Source organism: Crocosphaera chwakensis CCY0110 (genome assembly GCF_000169335.1).
GTDB lineage: Bacteria > Cyanobacteriota > Cyanobacteriia > Cyanobacteriales > Microcystaceae > Crocosphaera > Crocosphaera chwakensis.
On record NZ_AAXW01000012.1, the window covers coordinates 1 to 14,166 of the forward strand.

The window sequence follows — 14,166 nt, forward strand, 5'->3', positions numbered from 1 at the left end:
TTGATTACCCGTTGTCCCTATAGTGCCATTGATTATAATAACCGAGGTTTAATGTATTTGAAAATAGCCAATTATGATCAGGCCATGGCTGACTTTAATGAGGCGATCACGTTAAATCCTAGTTTAGATCGAGCTTATAATAATCGGGGTAACTGTCACGCTCATCAAGGAAACTTAAGTAAAGCCATCGAGAACTATGAAAAAGCTTTAGATATTAATCCTTATAACCAAAAAGTCTGGATTAATCACGGGATTACTCTTAGGGAACTAGGAAACTATCAATTAGCCATTGAAACATTGGAACTGGCCAAAATTATTGGCGATCGCTACCTGGGGCGGATTTATGCAGAACGCGGCTATACTCATTATCTGATAGGCGATTGGAATTATGCGATCGCTGATTATCGTAGGGCTTTATCCTATTTACCCCAAGGCGATCGTTATCAGCATAAAGTAATGAAATGGTTAGGCCAAGTATTAGAACCGCTTATTTACTAAGGTCACTGAATAACTGGTCACTGATCAAGATGGTTTGTGTAAAACTGTGTAAGGATTGAGGTCTAGCAATTAGGAATTAACAGAAGGAAGCAAACCATCGAAATGACCAGCTTTTGCCATCAAAGACTTCTCGAAAAAATTAAGTTAATTTTATCTTCATTCAGACAATTTCTTAACAAAACCCCCTTGAATCCTAAGACCAGGATTTCTCAGTTCGATGTCAGAAATTTCTTGAGGACTACAAGGTATGACAGATGCTTTACAACTAGCGTCTACGGGAGAAAAATAAGTTACATTATTAACTTGTTTTTTAATCAGCCTTGTATCAGATAAAGGAGAAGGCAGCAAAACATTAGGATTACTTAAGCTGATGACCATCATCGTACCTAAAATGACTAAAATAATTCTCCGAATACCACATATACTCTTAGATTTCCTTAACCTAATTAGTTCTTTATTTTTAATTAGAAATCGTTGGTTTAAAAATATACTTGATGATAACGCTGGTAATATCAATAAATAACCTAATCCAAAACGAATTAATGGGCCTTTTACAAAAATAAAGATTATGCCCAATATTGCCACTCCAGATAACCAAATTTCTCCGTGTACCGATTTCCGTAATCTCTTCGATAACGCGATTAAACAGCCTAAACTTAGTACAGTCAGAATCATCATCACTAAATTAAGGTTTTTAGCTGTTATCCATTGACTTATCAGCCAAAATAGAGGAATTGTGTCCGTTGGCGGTTCTCCAAACCAATTTTCTAAACTACTGGTTTCTGCTGCAAATTGTTGAGTTGCCTGTAAGGGTAGAGACCAAGGAACATCAAGACACAACAAAGAAGAAGGATACAGGGGACAGCCAGATGTCCATAGACCAGTTACAATCATCGGAATGACTAATATGGTTGTGAATATCATTCCTTGTATCAGTCGCCCTAAAGATTTTCTCTCGTGCCATATATAAAAAATACCTGCAACCAATAATAAAGGGGTAGCTGACAATTTAATGGTGATTGCTCCAACTCCCAGTAATAAGGGAATTAAAGAGAGTTTTTGCTTGAAGATAGAAGGATTATTTGTGATCTGGGAGGAATTTGTCGTTAACAACATTGTCCAGGCTGTCATACCAATCCCTAAAGCAATTGGCCAGTCTGGGGATAAAGAAACGACAATCAATTGCATTTCGTCAGATATTGCTAGATACAGCAATACTAAACCATTAAATGAAATGGCAAACCAATCATATAATTGAGTTTGTTTTCTGATGCCTCGCCATAAACTCAAAAGGAAATGACCTAACATGACCAACAACATAAAACTGTTGACCAAAGCTCCGGCTCGAAAGTTGACCAGACTTCCATTGAATGGTGCAATTAAAGAAAACCAAGATGAGGTAATCCCCAAATTTTTCAGGATTAAAACAATTCCCGGTACTACCCCAAATTCAGATAACCAGCGTATTGCTCCGTAATGATACCATTTTGACTCTACCCAAGTTACTTGTGAGGTCGTCAGTAGGGCAACGGTCAAACTTAAGGTAAGGATTACTAGAAATAAATTGATGGATAGCTTTGATTTTAAAATTCTAATTTCTTGACGTATCGACGGTAACAAGATAGATAAAAAGCTACAGCCCAAAATAATAATAATTCCTGTCAGGAACGAGAGGGGAACCAATAAAGAAATAGCCAGCAATAAATTAGCTAAAATAATAATTCCCAACCACAGAGCAATAAAGAAGCGATCGCCAATACGCCTGAATTGTTGGGAAAAACAAGTTTTAAGAATTAGTGTACCTAAAAGATAACTGGTACAAGCCAATAGTAGCCAAATTAAAAGAAAATAAACCATTGGAGCTTAGAATAAGTCAAACTGGTCGTGGGATAAATTTGTTGATCACTCTGTAATGTCTCTATGAAACTCACATTTATTAATGTATAAACCAATGTACGATTTGGTTATTGGCTAGGCTTTCAAGAAACAGATTGTTTTTCTTTGTAGTTTTTTTATTCTGGTTCTTAATGTCAAGTGTTTTCTTTCAATAGAACGGCAATGAGGACATTCAACAGCTATTAACAGAGTCATTAAAATGCTTTTTTGAGTTCTTCGTTTTGCACTTTATCTAAAATAAAAATATATATCATCCTCCTTTCAACAGATTTTCTCTACGACCGAATCATCACTATTGATCCAATGGGGACTCGAACCAAAATTGTCCAACAGATTCGTCACCAAAAAGCTCACTACATCCTCACTCTTAAAGCCAACCATCCCACTTTATTTTCTCAAGTGAAGTAAAACAAAGCAATTAGCTTTAGTAAAAATATACTATGGATAATATAGATAAAATGAAAGACGACAATAGAAAGGATTGAACTGAATGGACAACAACCCTCCTAATACTCCTGCACAATGTCCCTTTCGTGGAACTCGCGTTGGAGGCGCACTCGGCTCTAAACCGCAAACTGATGATTGGTGGCCGAATCGACTTCAGGTCGAGCTGCTTCACCAAAATTCACCCCAGGCGAACCCGCTAAGAGATTTTAACTACAAGAAAGCGTTTGAAAAGATCGACTTCGAGCAGTTGAAAAAGGATATCAAAATTCTACTAACAGATTCAAAGGACTGGTGGCCGGCTGACTACGGTAACTACGGGCCTCAGATGATCCGCATGGCATGGCACTCCGCGGGAACTTACCGTATAGCAGATGGTCGTGGCGGAGCGAGCCGAGGTATGCAACGCTTCGCTCCGATCAATTCTTGGTGGGATAACGGTAATACAGATAAATCACGACGGCTACTCTGGCCAATTAAGCAGAAATACGGCGCAGCACTTAGCTGGGCTGATTTAATGATCCTGGTTGGCAACTGTGCGCTGGAAATTATGGGTCTGAAGACTTTTGGCTATGGCGGTGGTCGCATTGATGCTTGGGAGGCAGATCGCGCCACCTACTGGGGTCCTGAATTCTGGAACGGTCAGGCTTTTGGAGAAAATGGTAAGCAGCACGAGGGACATCCAGATGAGATGGTCACTCGAACAATTCGTTGGGTCGGCGAACCGAAGGACGAATACTACGACCTCGAAAATCCGGTGGCTGCTTCGCACCAGGCGTTGATCTACGTCGATCCCGAAGGTCCTGGCGGAAACGGCGATCCGATCGCATCGGCCCGTGATATTCGTGAGACTTTTGCTCGCATGGCGATGAACGATGAGGAAACTGTAGCCTTGATTGCGGGTGGTCATGCTTTTGGCAAAAGCCACGGTATGGTTGCGCCAGACAAGATCGGACCTGCTCCCGAAGGCGCGCCGATTCAAGCAATGGGACTGGGGTGGCAAAATCCCGAAGGCACGGGCTTTGCCGAATATACGATGACAAACGGCATAGAAGGCTCATGGACACCAAACCCAACTCAGTGGGACAATAGCTATCTAGAAAATCTCTTCAAATACGAGTGGGAAAAGACCAAGAGTCCAGCCGGTGCAGTGCAGTGGCAGCCAAGAGATCCTAGTGCGCCGAAGACACCAGATGCCCATAAGTCTGGTGTGGAGCATTCGTTGATGATGATGACTTCAGACATTGCGTTGAAGGAAGATTCCGCCTATCGTAAGGTCTGTCAGCGTTTTCTGGATGATTTTGATTATTTTAGTGACACATTTGCACGCGCTTGGTACAAGCTGACCCATCGGGACATGGGACCAAAAGTACGCTATCTCGGTCCAGAAGTTGCAGAAGAAGATCTGCCTTGGCAAGATCCGATTCCAGCACTCGACCACGAGGTTATTGACGATGCCGATATTAGTTCTCTTAAAGATAAGATTTTGGCGAGTGGACTCTCGGTTTCGGCATTGGTGTCGGCAGCTTGGGCATCAGCATCGAACTACCGTGACTCCGACAAGCGCGGTGGTGCCAATGGCGCACGCGTTCGCTTAGCTCCCCAGAAAGACTGGGAGGTGAACCGCCCGCAGGAACTCAGTCAAGTTCTATCGACCCTGGAAGAAATTCAGTCAGAATTTAACGGCACTCAGTCGGGTAACAAAAAAGTCTCGCTCGCTGACCTTATTGTCCTCGGTGGTTGTGCTGCAGTTGAGAAGGCTGCCAAAGATGCAGGAGTTGATGTCAGTGTTCCATTTACTCCAGGTCGAATGGATACGACTCAAGAACTAACAGATGTTGAAAGCTTTGAATGGCTCAAGCCAGTCTCGGATGGTTTCAGAAATTATCATAACGAGGCGGTGGGCTATAAGGTGAAAGCAGAGCGTATATTTCTTGATCGCGCACAACTTCTTACACTAACTGCGCCTGAGTGGACAGTTCTTGTTGGTGGTCTTCGCGCCCTTGATCAGAACTGGGATCGTTCAAAGCATGGTATCTTCACTGATCGCCCTGGTGTTTTGACCAATGACTTTTTCTGTGTCTTGACCAGTATGGACTACGAGTGGAAGCCGACTGACGATTCCGAGATGCTTTTTAATATCTGCGATCGCAAAACAGGCGAAACGAAGTTTACTGCGACACGCTGCGATCTGATCTTCGGCTCGAACGCAGAACTGCGTCAGGTGGCTGAAGTTTACGGGGCCGATGACGGTCACGAGCGCATGGTTAAGGACTTTGTCGTAGCTTGGAACAAGGTGATGATGCTTGATCGCTTTGACGTTTGCGCTCAAGTGTAATTGTTATATCAGATGAGTTTGTCAATGATTAAGCTCATCTGGTACAACAATTTCGGCAAAAAACCCTGCTGCCCTTCCTCTAAGATAATAATAATATCCAATGAATTGCTCAATTTGTTTTAGGAACTGGTTTTGATATAAGGATCGCTTAGCACAGTAGACAGAAAAAATTATTATTAAAAAGCTAATAAAGTAGTGAAAAATAAAGAAAAGACTGAAATTAAGACCGTAATAGCTAATACTTCAAGCTCATCAGACTGCATAACATAAATTCTCCCAAACATTCATTTGAATTAAATAATAACATAGCTTGAATTTCCAATATCCAGTGAAAATATTGTTGTTTAGACAAGAATATTTCTTGTTTTCCGTAAATATAGCAAGTCTAGATTATTAGTGATCAGGATGGTTTGTTTTAATGTCTTGGGGAATGTTATACCAAATCCGCTTATTTTAGTAGAGTAACATTTTTTCTCCCTGCTCCCTGCTTCAAGACTTAATACTATACTATCTAAAACGGATCTAGTAAAATAATTAATTTTAACCCGCTTTATTCAGGTTCAAGCTTTTTCGCTTTTTGTTTTACGAAGCTTAACAAGAGATTTTTGTATTAAGTTTTATTTTTATTTCATTTCTTTAACTCATTTTTTGTATTTTATATATACATTAATTGCCAATAAAAATATCCAATTATATGAATTAATATTAGGTTTCAATATCATCGATAATAGATAGTTTTTCTAAACTATTTTGTAACCAAATGGCATCTCTTTTTCGGTCTGTTTGTAACTCTAAAACGCGGATTCCAGTTGAGGGTAAAGGATTTACTAATTGTTTCAATTGTGTCCAGTTTTTAATTAAAATATGTTCAATATTATAAGTAAAACATAATTGAGAAAAATCAATATGCTGGGGAGTTGCGAAATAAGATTCAAAGAACGATTTTTCTTTAGAAATTGGTAACATTTCAAAGATTCCTCCCCCATTGTTGTTAATTAAAATGATGGTCAAATGTCCTTGAAACTGTTGACAAATTAACCAACCATTGGTATCGTGTAAAAGAGCTAAATCTCCTGTCACCAACACACTATTTCTTGCTTTATAAGCGATTCCTAAAGCCGTTGATAAAGTTCCTTCAATTCCATTTGCACCTCGATTAAAATAAGGCATAAATTGACGTTTATTCGGCATCCAAAAAAATTCGGCGTAGCGAACTGGCATACTATTGGCAATAAAAATAAGTGTTTCTTCTGGTAAACTTTTAGACAGGATAAAAGGGAGTTTTGCTTCTATTAAATCCTGAGTTTGATCAAAGTTAGCTGTTATATTGTGATTGACAATTTTATTAACTTTTTTCCATTGGTTAAGATAAGATAAATCTACTTTTTGGGGTTTATATTTTTCATCATATTCCATGTTTAAATGATGAATATCGGCTCGAATATGATAGGTATGATTGTGAAGGGGATCAAGACTATCTGACCGACTATCAATGACCCAATGTTTTACTTGATGATTGATTAACCATTGTCGTAATTGTTTACTGGTGGGAAATTCTCCAATTTGAATAACAACATCAGGAACTAACTGAGCAGCTACTTCATTATTACGAAGCAGAATATCATAGGTATTAATGAGATTAGGAAAATCTTGTACGTAATTTCTTAAAGGAGATAATACTTCTCCTAAGACTGGATAGTTTAATAACGTGGATAGACGAAAAATTTGCTTACAGTATCGAGAGGGATGCTTAGAATTAAAAACACCAGCAATAATAATTCCTTTTTCCTGAGAAAGCCAATGGTTTAAATAATTATATAAATAATCTGTGCTTGCAATTTCTTGATTACCTTGATAAATATTGACAAAAAAATTATCAAAGTTTATATTTGCGTATAAATTAGCAATATTTGGTTCAATAATAGGGGCTAAAGGTTCACGAAAAGGACAGTTTAAATGAACAATTCCCTGATAAGGAACTAAAGCATGATTCCAAGCAGTGATAATGGTTTGTCTAAGATAAGATAACAGTTTCATCTCTACCGAAGGTAAGGATAACTCTGTATACCAATTAGGATAATTACCATATAATTTAACTTGATCAATGGTTTGTCCTGCATGACAATTTCTTAATTCGGGAGGACGATCAGCCGTAAAAATTAATAAAGGAACTTGACTTTCTTTTCCTTCAATAACCGCAGGATAAAAATTAGCTCCGGCTGTCCCTGATGTACAAATTAAAGCTACAGGAAGATGCGTTCGTTTAGCGATTCCTAAAGCCAAAAAAGCAGCCGATCGCTCATCCAAAACAGGTATGGTTTCAATATGAGGATGATTCGCAAAGGCAAGGGTTAAAGGAGTCGAACGAGATCCAGGACAAATAACAGCAGTGGTTAACCCTAAACGAGATAATGTTTCTGCAATAATAGAAGACCATAAAGTATTAATATTGCGAAAATCGAGGTGCATTCTTTATTAATTGGCTAATAATTTTCTATAGTGACGGTCATTGTCAATCAATCTCAATCTAACTATTAACTTTGTCTATTTTACTTACTCAGACTTGACTCAAGTTCTTCCCCTCAGACTAATATTATTAAACAGTTTAGATATGTAATGAACATTGTTTAAAAATAAGTAGTTAAATCACGATTAACTGCTTTGATTTAACCAGAGCATAACAATAGTAGAAACATATTTGCGTCCTTTACTCAGATAATCCCAGAGGTTAATCCCTGTTTTACTTTCTCCAGAGGTACGAGGCACACAAACATAGGGAACTTCTTTCATCTTATAATTTAATCTAGCTGCTCGACATAATAAATCAATACAATACTCCCCATAGTCTCCTTGTAAGGGGATTTTTTGTAATACTTCTGCTCGCGCAGCAATAAAGCCACTGGTATAGTCATGAACTTTACGTCCCAACAATAACATAGCAAAGTTATTAATAATCCAACTGAGTACCCGTGCCATCAAACCATGAGCAATATCCGTTCCCCCTTCAATCCAACGGGAACCCACAGCGACATCAGCCTCTTCCTGTCTAATAGCTTCAACTAATTTTGGCACATCTTCAGGGGGCATAGACAAATCACAATCCATCCAGGTAATAATTTGAGCATTGTAGGTTTGGATGGCTTCGTCAATCCCTCGTTGAATAGCAGACGTTAAGCCTTTTTCTTGAAGGCGACGCACTAGGGCAATACCAGACTTAATTTCCTTTTCGTCAGGAGAATAGGGAGCTTGAGCGGCCATGTCTGCTACAATTTTCCAGGTGCCGTCAGGGGAGTTATCATCAATTACCAAAACTAAGTAAGGAGGAGAGACACTCGCCATCAGACGTTCAATTAAGTCAGTGATATTACCACTTTCGTTAAAGGTGGGTAAAATGGTACAAACCAGAGCATTGTCGTCAACCTTGGACATGGGCGTAATTTTAGAAAAAGATATCTCAACGTCATTAAAGACACAAAGTATTCTAACTTAGAATGGCAACCAGACTATGGGTTAAAAATGTCGGTAAGTATGGGGTTCTGCATCTGTACCAATTTTAGGCAACATTAAGACGTAACGATAGCCAGACTCTCGAGAACCTTGAACCATAATTTTGCCCCCATGATTTTCAATGAGATGACAACATAAGAGTAAACCCAATAATTCTGGAGAATGTTGAGACTTCAGTTGATTTTCTTCCTCTGAATAAATTATTTTTTCTAGGGAAGAAGCTCGCAAGACATAATCATTGGATCTTGAAATGATAGATTCTGTTTGTTCAAGAGAATTCAAAGAATTATGAAGTTGGGCTAATTTTTTTTGGGCTGAGGAGGGATGGAAATTGACTTGAGGTAAACCGTCTCCTAACCAAGGATGAGAGACCCAAACAGCAATATTTAAGGTTTTGGTGCGACGAGAAATATGAATACGAACTTCTCCTCCCACTTCTCCTGATTCTAGGATGCTCAAGATCAAATAATATAACCCTTGGCGTACAATTTCTTTATCTAGAAGCCAAATTCGTTTACCGGGTTCAACTGATAAGCGTAAAGTTTGTCGTTTCTGGTTGACCACTTCAGCTAAACTGTTAATAGTATTTTGAGCCAACATCTCAATATTGACCGGGTTTAATTGTAGTTCGTTATGAGCATCATGGGAGATTCCTAACGTCAATATTTCCTTGACCAAAGAATTCATCTGTTGGCCACTACCGTAAATAATTTTTAAATATTCTTTTTGTTTGGTTGTTAAGGAACCAAACACTTCACCCTGTAAAACACTTGACATTCCAATCACGGAGGTTAATGGGGTACGAAATTCCTCCATTAACTGGCGTAGTAATTGCAGTTTAATAGTGTTTATAGATGCGGATGCGGATGAAGTCTTAGACTCAGGACTTTCAGAACCTGCAACATTAGATATCATCAGGTTTAAGCATTCATTCTCTTGAGAGGATTGAGTTTTGAGCAGATGATTCCGTTCAAATTCCCGTAAACACCAACGAGCAGTTATGGTTAGAAATTCTACATCTCTGGGGGTAAACTGACGGGGAACTAAATCCATCACCGTTAACGTTCCTAAACATTGCCCTTCTGCTGTGATTAAAGGAGTTCCTAAAAAGGCTCGAATTCCGTAATGCTGCACTAAAGAACTTTTAGCAAAAATAGGGTCTTGTAAAGTATCATGAATAGCTAAAGGTTGTTCACTGTCAACCACATAGGTACTAAAAGCTTCTTGACGAGGAATCTTGCGCGTCGAGGCTAAATCATTCATTAAGCCTAATCTTGATAGTCCTACGGCTGATTTTAGCCAAAACTGATCTTGAACCATTATCCCCAATAGACAAATAGGAGCGTCTATGAAGTGGGCAGCAGTTTGGGTCGCCTCATCAAATATAGGAATTATCTCAGTATCTAAAAGTCCTAAGTGTTTTAAAGTTTTGACTCGTTTTTGTTCTCGGACGGCTGGACTCAACCCATCTAAGCGACAAAAAAGACGACTAGTTGAGTTGAACATAGTATTAATATTGACCCCTAAATTGACTGCTTGCACTTGCATCACAAAATCCCACTGACTTGAGGTTTAGAGAAACTACGCAAATATAACCAAAACTATAGGTAAAGAAATGCTTACCTTAGCTGATATCTTCCTTGATATCGCTTTTTTACTGGTCAATTTGCTAATTTTAAAGTTCCCAAAAAATTTTGATTCTGAACATATTATCGAAAAACTTCTAGAAATTTTCGATTAAATTCGTAATCTTACCCCTTTGTCCCTTCTCTAATTCTCTATCTTTTAACCATATTCTCCTAAGTATTGAAGCCACTTTATAAGAACTTTATAAAATTTTTGAGGATTGTGGTGAAAATTACTTAAGTTAAGAAAATTGGTGTTATGTGACACTATCTAAAAAGCGATCGCTATCAAACCTAATGACATCGGTACAGGGTAGTCCAGTCATCTGTTGAACCTTATCTATAGCTTTTTGAGCGTCTTGTGTGTCTAAATGAAAGGTATTAAGGGCGATCGCTTTAACGTTAACGGTATCGGTTGCACCACCAACCTTAGCTACCTGTTCATAGAGTTCTATCACTTCTGGTAAAGGAGGAATTGCAACGTGGGGTGCGTGTTGAATATGGGTTTGTCCTGCACGATGGACTAAAATTAAGACGGTGGGTTGACTCCCTCTAATTAGGGGTAAGGTAGCGGTTGAGCCTGGATGTAGTAATGATCCTTGGCCTTCTATCCATAACACATCATAATCATTGGCTGCTTCTAATACCATTTTTTCTACTGCTCCAGCAGCAAAATCGACTCTAATAGCATCTAGAGCAATTCCTTCCCCTGCAATCATGATACCCCCTTGTCCAGTACCGAGAAATTTTGATTTTATCCCCCGTTTTTGAGCAGCTTTGTGGCATTCTAAACTGGTTGACATTTTGCCCACAGACATATCAGTACCAACGGTTAAAATGCGCTGACAACTGAGCGATCGCGCTTTAGCTAACCCAATACTTAACCCAGAGGGTTCTTGACGAATATCCCAAATCCACTGTTGAGGTTGCAACCTATCAAAATAGGGGTTTAAAGGAGTATGTAAGCCATTCACCACTGATAAACCAGCCCTCACCCCTTGTTTAACTTCTTCTAGCCAAGCATCGGGTAAAATTCCCCCAGAAGGAGCAATCCCGATTAATAAGACATCAGGATTGTAAGCTAAAGCTTCTTGAACATTGGAGACAATGGGAATATTTTTAGCAATACCTGTGACTTCTTTTAAAGATTGTCCTCCACAGTCTGCATCGATAACAGCAGCGATCGCACTTTTTCCGTAACGTAAATAAGCGAGTCCTGTTTTCCCATGAGTTCCTTTGATTCCTTGATGGAGTAAAATAGCGACACGATGATTAGCTGTCAAATGCACAGTCAGTTACTCTTTATAGATGATTATTAACTAATAATATCTCCTAATTAATTTAGAGAAAAAAAAATTCCCCAATTTAAAAGATTTGGGAAATCTTAATAACATTAAGCTGAAAACAGCTTTTATAGTCTTGGTCATTACACTGAGTTATAAAGACTCTACAACTTTTTCTTTAAAGAGTTTTCCTGCTGAAAATGCAGGAACAGTTGTTGCAGGAATGGTAATGGGTTGTCCAGTTTGGGGATTCATTCCTTTACGTTCTTTTCTGTCTCTAGGTTCAAAAGTTCCAAAACCAACTAAAACCACTTTATCCCCATCAGCAACGGTTTCCATAATAGTATCTGTGAGTGCATCAAGGATGTGACTCGTTTCTTTTTTGGTAAGACGAGTCTTAGCGGAGATCATATTGACGAGTTCTTCTTTATTCATTGTTAATTGATAGACAATTCTGACTGAGGGTGATTATAGCTGACAATTAACCATTAAGTCACTAGAAAAGAGACAAAAGTTAGCGTTTTTTTTGTGGTGTCCCATGTGTTGACCCCCCATCTATTTCTAGTTACCAACCCATTAAGCTTATTGTTTGGTTTAGTAACATCAGATATTCATCATTGTTTTTACTAAAACTTACTTTTTATTACCAAAGCTGTCTTAAATAGAAAACCCAAGCATAAATACTTAGGTTTTTCCTGTCTTCATTCACTGGACTTAAATATTAAATTGTGTAAGGCAATAGGAAACAGAAAACAAGGCAAAAAATTAATTATATCTCAGTCAGAGAAAAGCTTTCGATTCGTTAACGGTGTATAAAGACTCCTAGTCCAATTAAAATAATTCCCCATAGTTTCTGTTCTCTAATGTCTTCTTTTAGAACCAGTTTAGCTCCTAACATACTGATAATATAAGTTAAGGCTGTGGCTGGACGAACAAAGCTAATATCTGCCCAGCTTAAAACAGAAATGAAACTAAAAAAGGCGATTCCTTGACAAGTAATCCCACTCAAGATAATAGGGTTAGTTAGCACTTTAATGACCATTTTAGTCACTTCTACAAAAGTTACTTTTTTCATTTCTCCTATTCTTTTCATGCCAAGGGCTAATAATAGATCTCCACTGGCATCAGAGACAGAACTAATCATAATAGCTAACCAGGTTTTAGAAACCGCTAGGCTAAAAGGTAGGAAAAATAATGGTAAATTACGAGACTTCATATTACTATGATAATCTTGGGAAAATTGTGAGGTTTGACTATCACTCAACCCGACAAATAAGACACCACAAGATATGATAAATGTGCTTAACCAACGCATTCCAGTTACATCTTCCCCTAAAATAGCCCAAGCAAATAATCCGTTTAAAACATAACTAGAGGCATGAATGGGTAGAACATAACTAAGGTCTAATTTAGAAATAGCGGTAAGATAAAGACTTAAAGAAACAATTAGGATTCCTAAGCCCATTAGAATCCAATAATTCGTTAAAATATAGGCTATTAAATAAAAAATAATCGTCGGACTCGAAAAATCAAAGCCAACAAAATCTTTCATTCCTCGACTCAGAAGGATATCGCCCAATACCTGAGTGATTGACAAAGATGCTAATAATAGAAAAATTTTCACAGTGCTATGGTGATTACTCAATGAGTTTTACTGCCTTGTTCAATTGTCTCCTGTTCCTTTGTTAGGTTTCTATTAATTATTTATTAAACCTCCTGATTAACCTGATCTCTATGTTATGGTCATTAAAAATTTAAACCATAAATACTAACACTTTATGAGACATTATGATTTCGATCCTAACAAAAATTAACAGCAAAAACTAATTTTCGGCTATTTTATAAAAAATACTAATCAATAACCCGACAAGCTTTAGATTACTCTAGCTAGTGACCAAAGATTAAGAACAGTGGCTCAACAGCTTAAAACTTCTTAAACATTGATTAGTTACAGTGAGGAGTAAGCAAAACAATTAAGTGGGTAAAATATCCCATCGTAAATTGGTGACTGACTTAACAGAGTAAAATGTTTCCTAATTATTAGAATTATCGACAAAATACTTAATTTTTTTGCTGTCTTTTGTTTATAAACCATTTTTTTAACTGTTGACGACATTCTGCTTCGAGGATACCTGATAACACTGAGAGATGATGATTAGAAGCTACACTATCAGGTAAATTCAAAGCAGTGCGAATACTGCCTGATTTGAGATCATCGACCCCATATACTAATAATCCTAATCGAGATTGAATAATCGCACCGGCACACATAATACAAGGTTCGAGAGTGACATACAAGGTACATTCTTCCAAGTGCCAAGATTTTAGTGTTTGACTAGCTTGACGAATAGCTATGATTTCAGCGTGGCCAGTGGGGTCATGATTAACTTCTTTACTATTATACCCTTCAGCAAGAATATTGCCCTGACGATTAATAATTACTGCGCCAACAGGGACATCTCCTAAGTTGGCTGCAATTTCTGCTAATTTTAACGCTTCTTTCATCCAGTGACGGTGAGTGTGATAATTTCCCCAGGGATCAGGTTTTTTCATTAAACTATATTTTGCACCTTCA

At 38.1% G+C, this 14,166-nt stretch carries 11 protein-coding genes and 1 pseudogene; 3 read left to right on the forward strand and 9 right to left on the reverse strand.

The features are described 5' to 3' along the window. A partial coding sequence (locus CY0110_RS09375; RefSeq protein ID WP_035799007.1) for a tetratricopeptide repeat protein occupies window positions 1-498 on the forward strand: 498 nt, incomplete at its 5' end. Window positions 499-654: 156 nt separating this feature from the next. Here CY0110_RS09375 and CY0110_RS09380 read toward each other — a convergent pair. Both CY0110_RS09380 and CY0110_RS31635 read right to left on the reverse strand, forming a co-directional pair. Further along, window positions 655-2,355, reverse strand: coding sequence for an LIC_10190 family membrane protein (locus tag CY0110_RS09380; RefSeq protein ID WP_008275171.1), 1,701 nt, complete (start codon window positions 2,353-2,355; stop codon window positions 655-657). A 114-nt stretch (window positions 2,356-2,469) separates the two neighbouring features. Continuing rightward, window positions 2,470-2,589, reverse strand: coding sequence for an IS1 family transposase (locus CY0110_RS31635; RefSeq protein WP_085961795.1), 120 nt, complete (start codon window positions 2,587-2,589; stop codon window positions 2,470-2,472). A gap of 90 nt (window positions 2,590-2,679) precedes the next feature. Between CY0110_RS31635 and CY0110_RS29915 the strand changes: the two are divergent. Together CY0110_RS29915 and katG are read left to right on the forward strand one after the other, a co-directional pair. Next, window positions 2,680-2,799: pseudogene (locus CY0110_RS29915) on the forward strand (ISAs1 family transposase); the annotation flags it as partial. An 85-nt stretch (window positions 2,800-2,884) separates the two neighbouring features. Further along, entirely contained in the window at window positions 2,885-5,176 is a 2,292-nt protein-coding gene (gene katG / locus CY0110_RS09385; protein ID WP_008275172.1) for a catalase/peroxidase HPI, read from the forward strand. Between the two features lie 705 nt (window positions 5,177-5,881). Here katG and menD read toward each other — a convergent pair. The 7 genes from menD to tadA all read right to left on the reverse strand — a co-directional run bounded on the left by menD (window position 5,882) and on the right by tadA (window position 14,144). Then, window positions 5,882-7,645, reverse strand: coding sequence for a 2-succinyl-5-enolpyruvyl-6-hydroxy-3-cyclohexene-1-carboxylic-acid synthase (gene menD / locus CY0110_RS09390; protein WP_008275173.1), 1,764 nt, complete (start codon window positions 7,643-7,645; stop codon window positions 5,882-5,884). 183 nt (window positions 7,646-7,828) lie between these two features. Then, window positions 7,829-8,605, reverse strand: coding sequence for a polyprenol monophosphomannose synthase (locus CY0110_RS09395; RefSeq protein WP_008275174.1), 777 nt, complete (start codon window positions 8,603-8,605; stop codon window positions 7,829-7,831). A gap of 81 nt (window positions 8,606-8,686) precedes the next feature. After that, entirely contained in the window at window positions 8,687-10,231 is a 1,545-nt protein-coding gene (locus CY0110_RS09400; protein WP_008275175.1) for a GAF domain-containing sensor histidine kinase, read from the reverse strand. A gap of 334 nt (window positions 10,232-10,565) precedes the next feature. Beyond that, window positions 10,566-11,597 carry a DUF1611 domain-containing protein gene (locus tag CY0110_RS09405; RefSeq protein WP_035799013.1) on the reverse strand — a complete coding sequence of 344 codons (1,032 nt, stop codon included), beginning with the start codon at window positions 11,595-11,597 and terminating at the stop codon, window positions 10,566-10,568. A 147-nt stretch (window positions 11,598-11,744) separates the two neighbouring features. Further along, a complete protein-coding gene (locus tag CY0110_RS09410; RefSeq protein WP_269719946.1) occupies window positions 11,745-12,044 on the reverse strand; it encodes an HU family DNA-binding protein in 300 nt (99 codons plus the stop codon). Window positions 12,045-12,393: 349 nt separating this feature from the next. Further along, window positions 12,394-13,215 (reverse strand): hypothetical protein, encoded by an 822-nt coding sequence (locus CY0110_RS09415; RefSeq protein ID WP_232285706.1) that lies wholly within the window; start codon window positions 13,213-13,215, stop codon window positions 12,394-12,396. A gap of 437 nt (window positions 13,216-13,652) precedes the next feature. Next, a complete protein-coding gene (tadA, locus tag CY0110_RS09420) occupies window positions 13,653-14,144 on the reverse strand; it encodes a tRNA adenosine(34) deaminase TadA (protein WP_008275179.1) in 492 nt (163 codons plus the stop codon). Between the last annotated feature and the right edge of the window lie 22 nt (window positions 14,145-14,166).

Bases quoted from the DNA above. Each gene is read 5' to 3' on its own strand.
- CY0110_RS09380 (WP_008275171.1), bottom strand. From the start codon at position 2,355: ATGGTTTATTTTCTTTTAATTTGGCTACTATTGGCTTGTACCAGTTAT.
- CY0110_RS31635 (WP_085961795.1), bottom strand. From the start codon at position 2,589: ATGACTCTGTTAATAGCTGTTGAATGTCCTCATTGCCGTTCTATTGAA.
- katG (WP_008275172.1), top strand. From the start codon at position 2,885: ATGGACAACAACCCTCCTAATACTCCTGCACAATGTCCCTTTCGTGGA.
- menD (WP_008275173.1), bottom strand. From the start codon at position 7,645: ATGCACCTCGATTTTCGCAATATTAATACTTTATGGTCTTCTATTATT.
- CY0110_RS09395 (WP_008275174.1), bottom strand. From the start codon at position 8,605: ATGTCCAAGGTTGACGACAATGCTCTGGTTTGTACCATTTTACCCACC.
- CY0110_RS09400 (WP_008275175.1), bottom strand. From the start codon at position 10,231: ATGCAAGTGCAAGCAGTCAATTTAGGGGTCAATATTAATACTATGTTC.
- tadA (WP_008275179.1), bottom strand. From the start codon at position 14,144: ATGAAAAAACCTGATCCCTGGGGAAATTATCACACTCACCGTCACTGG.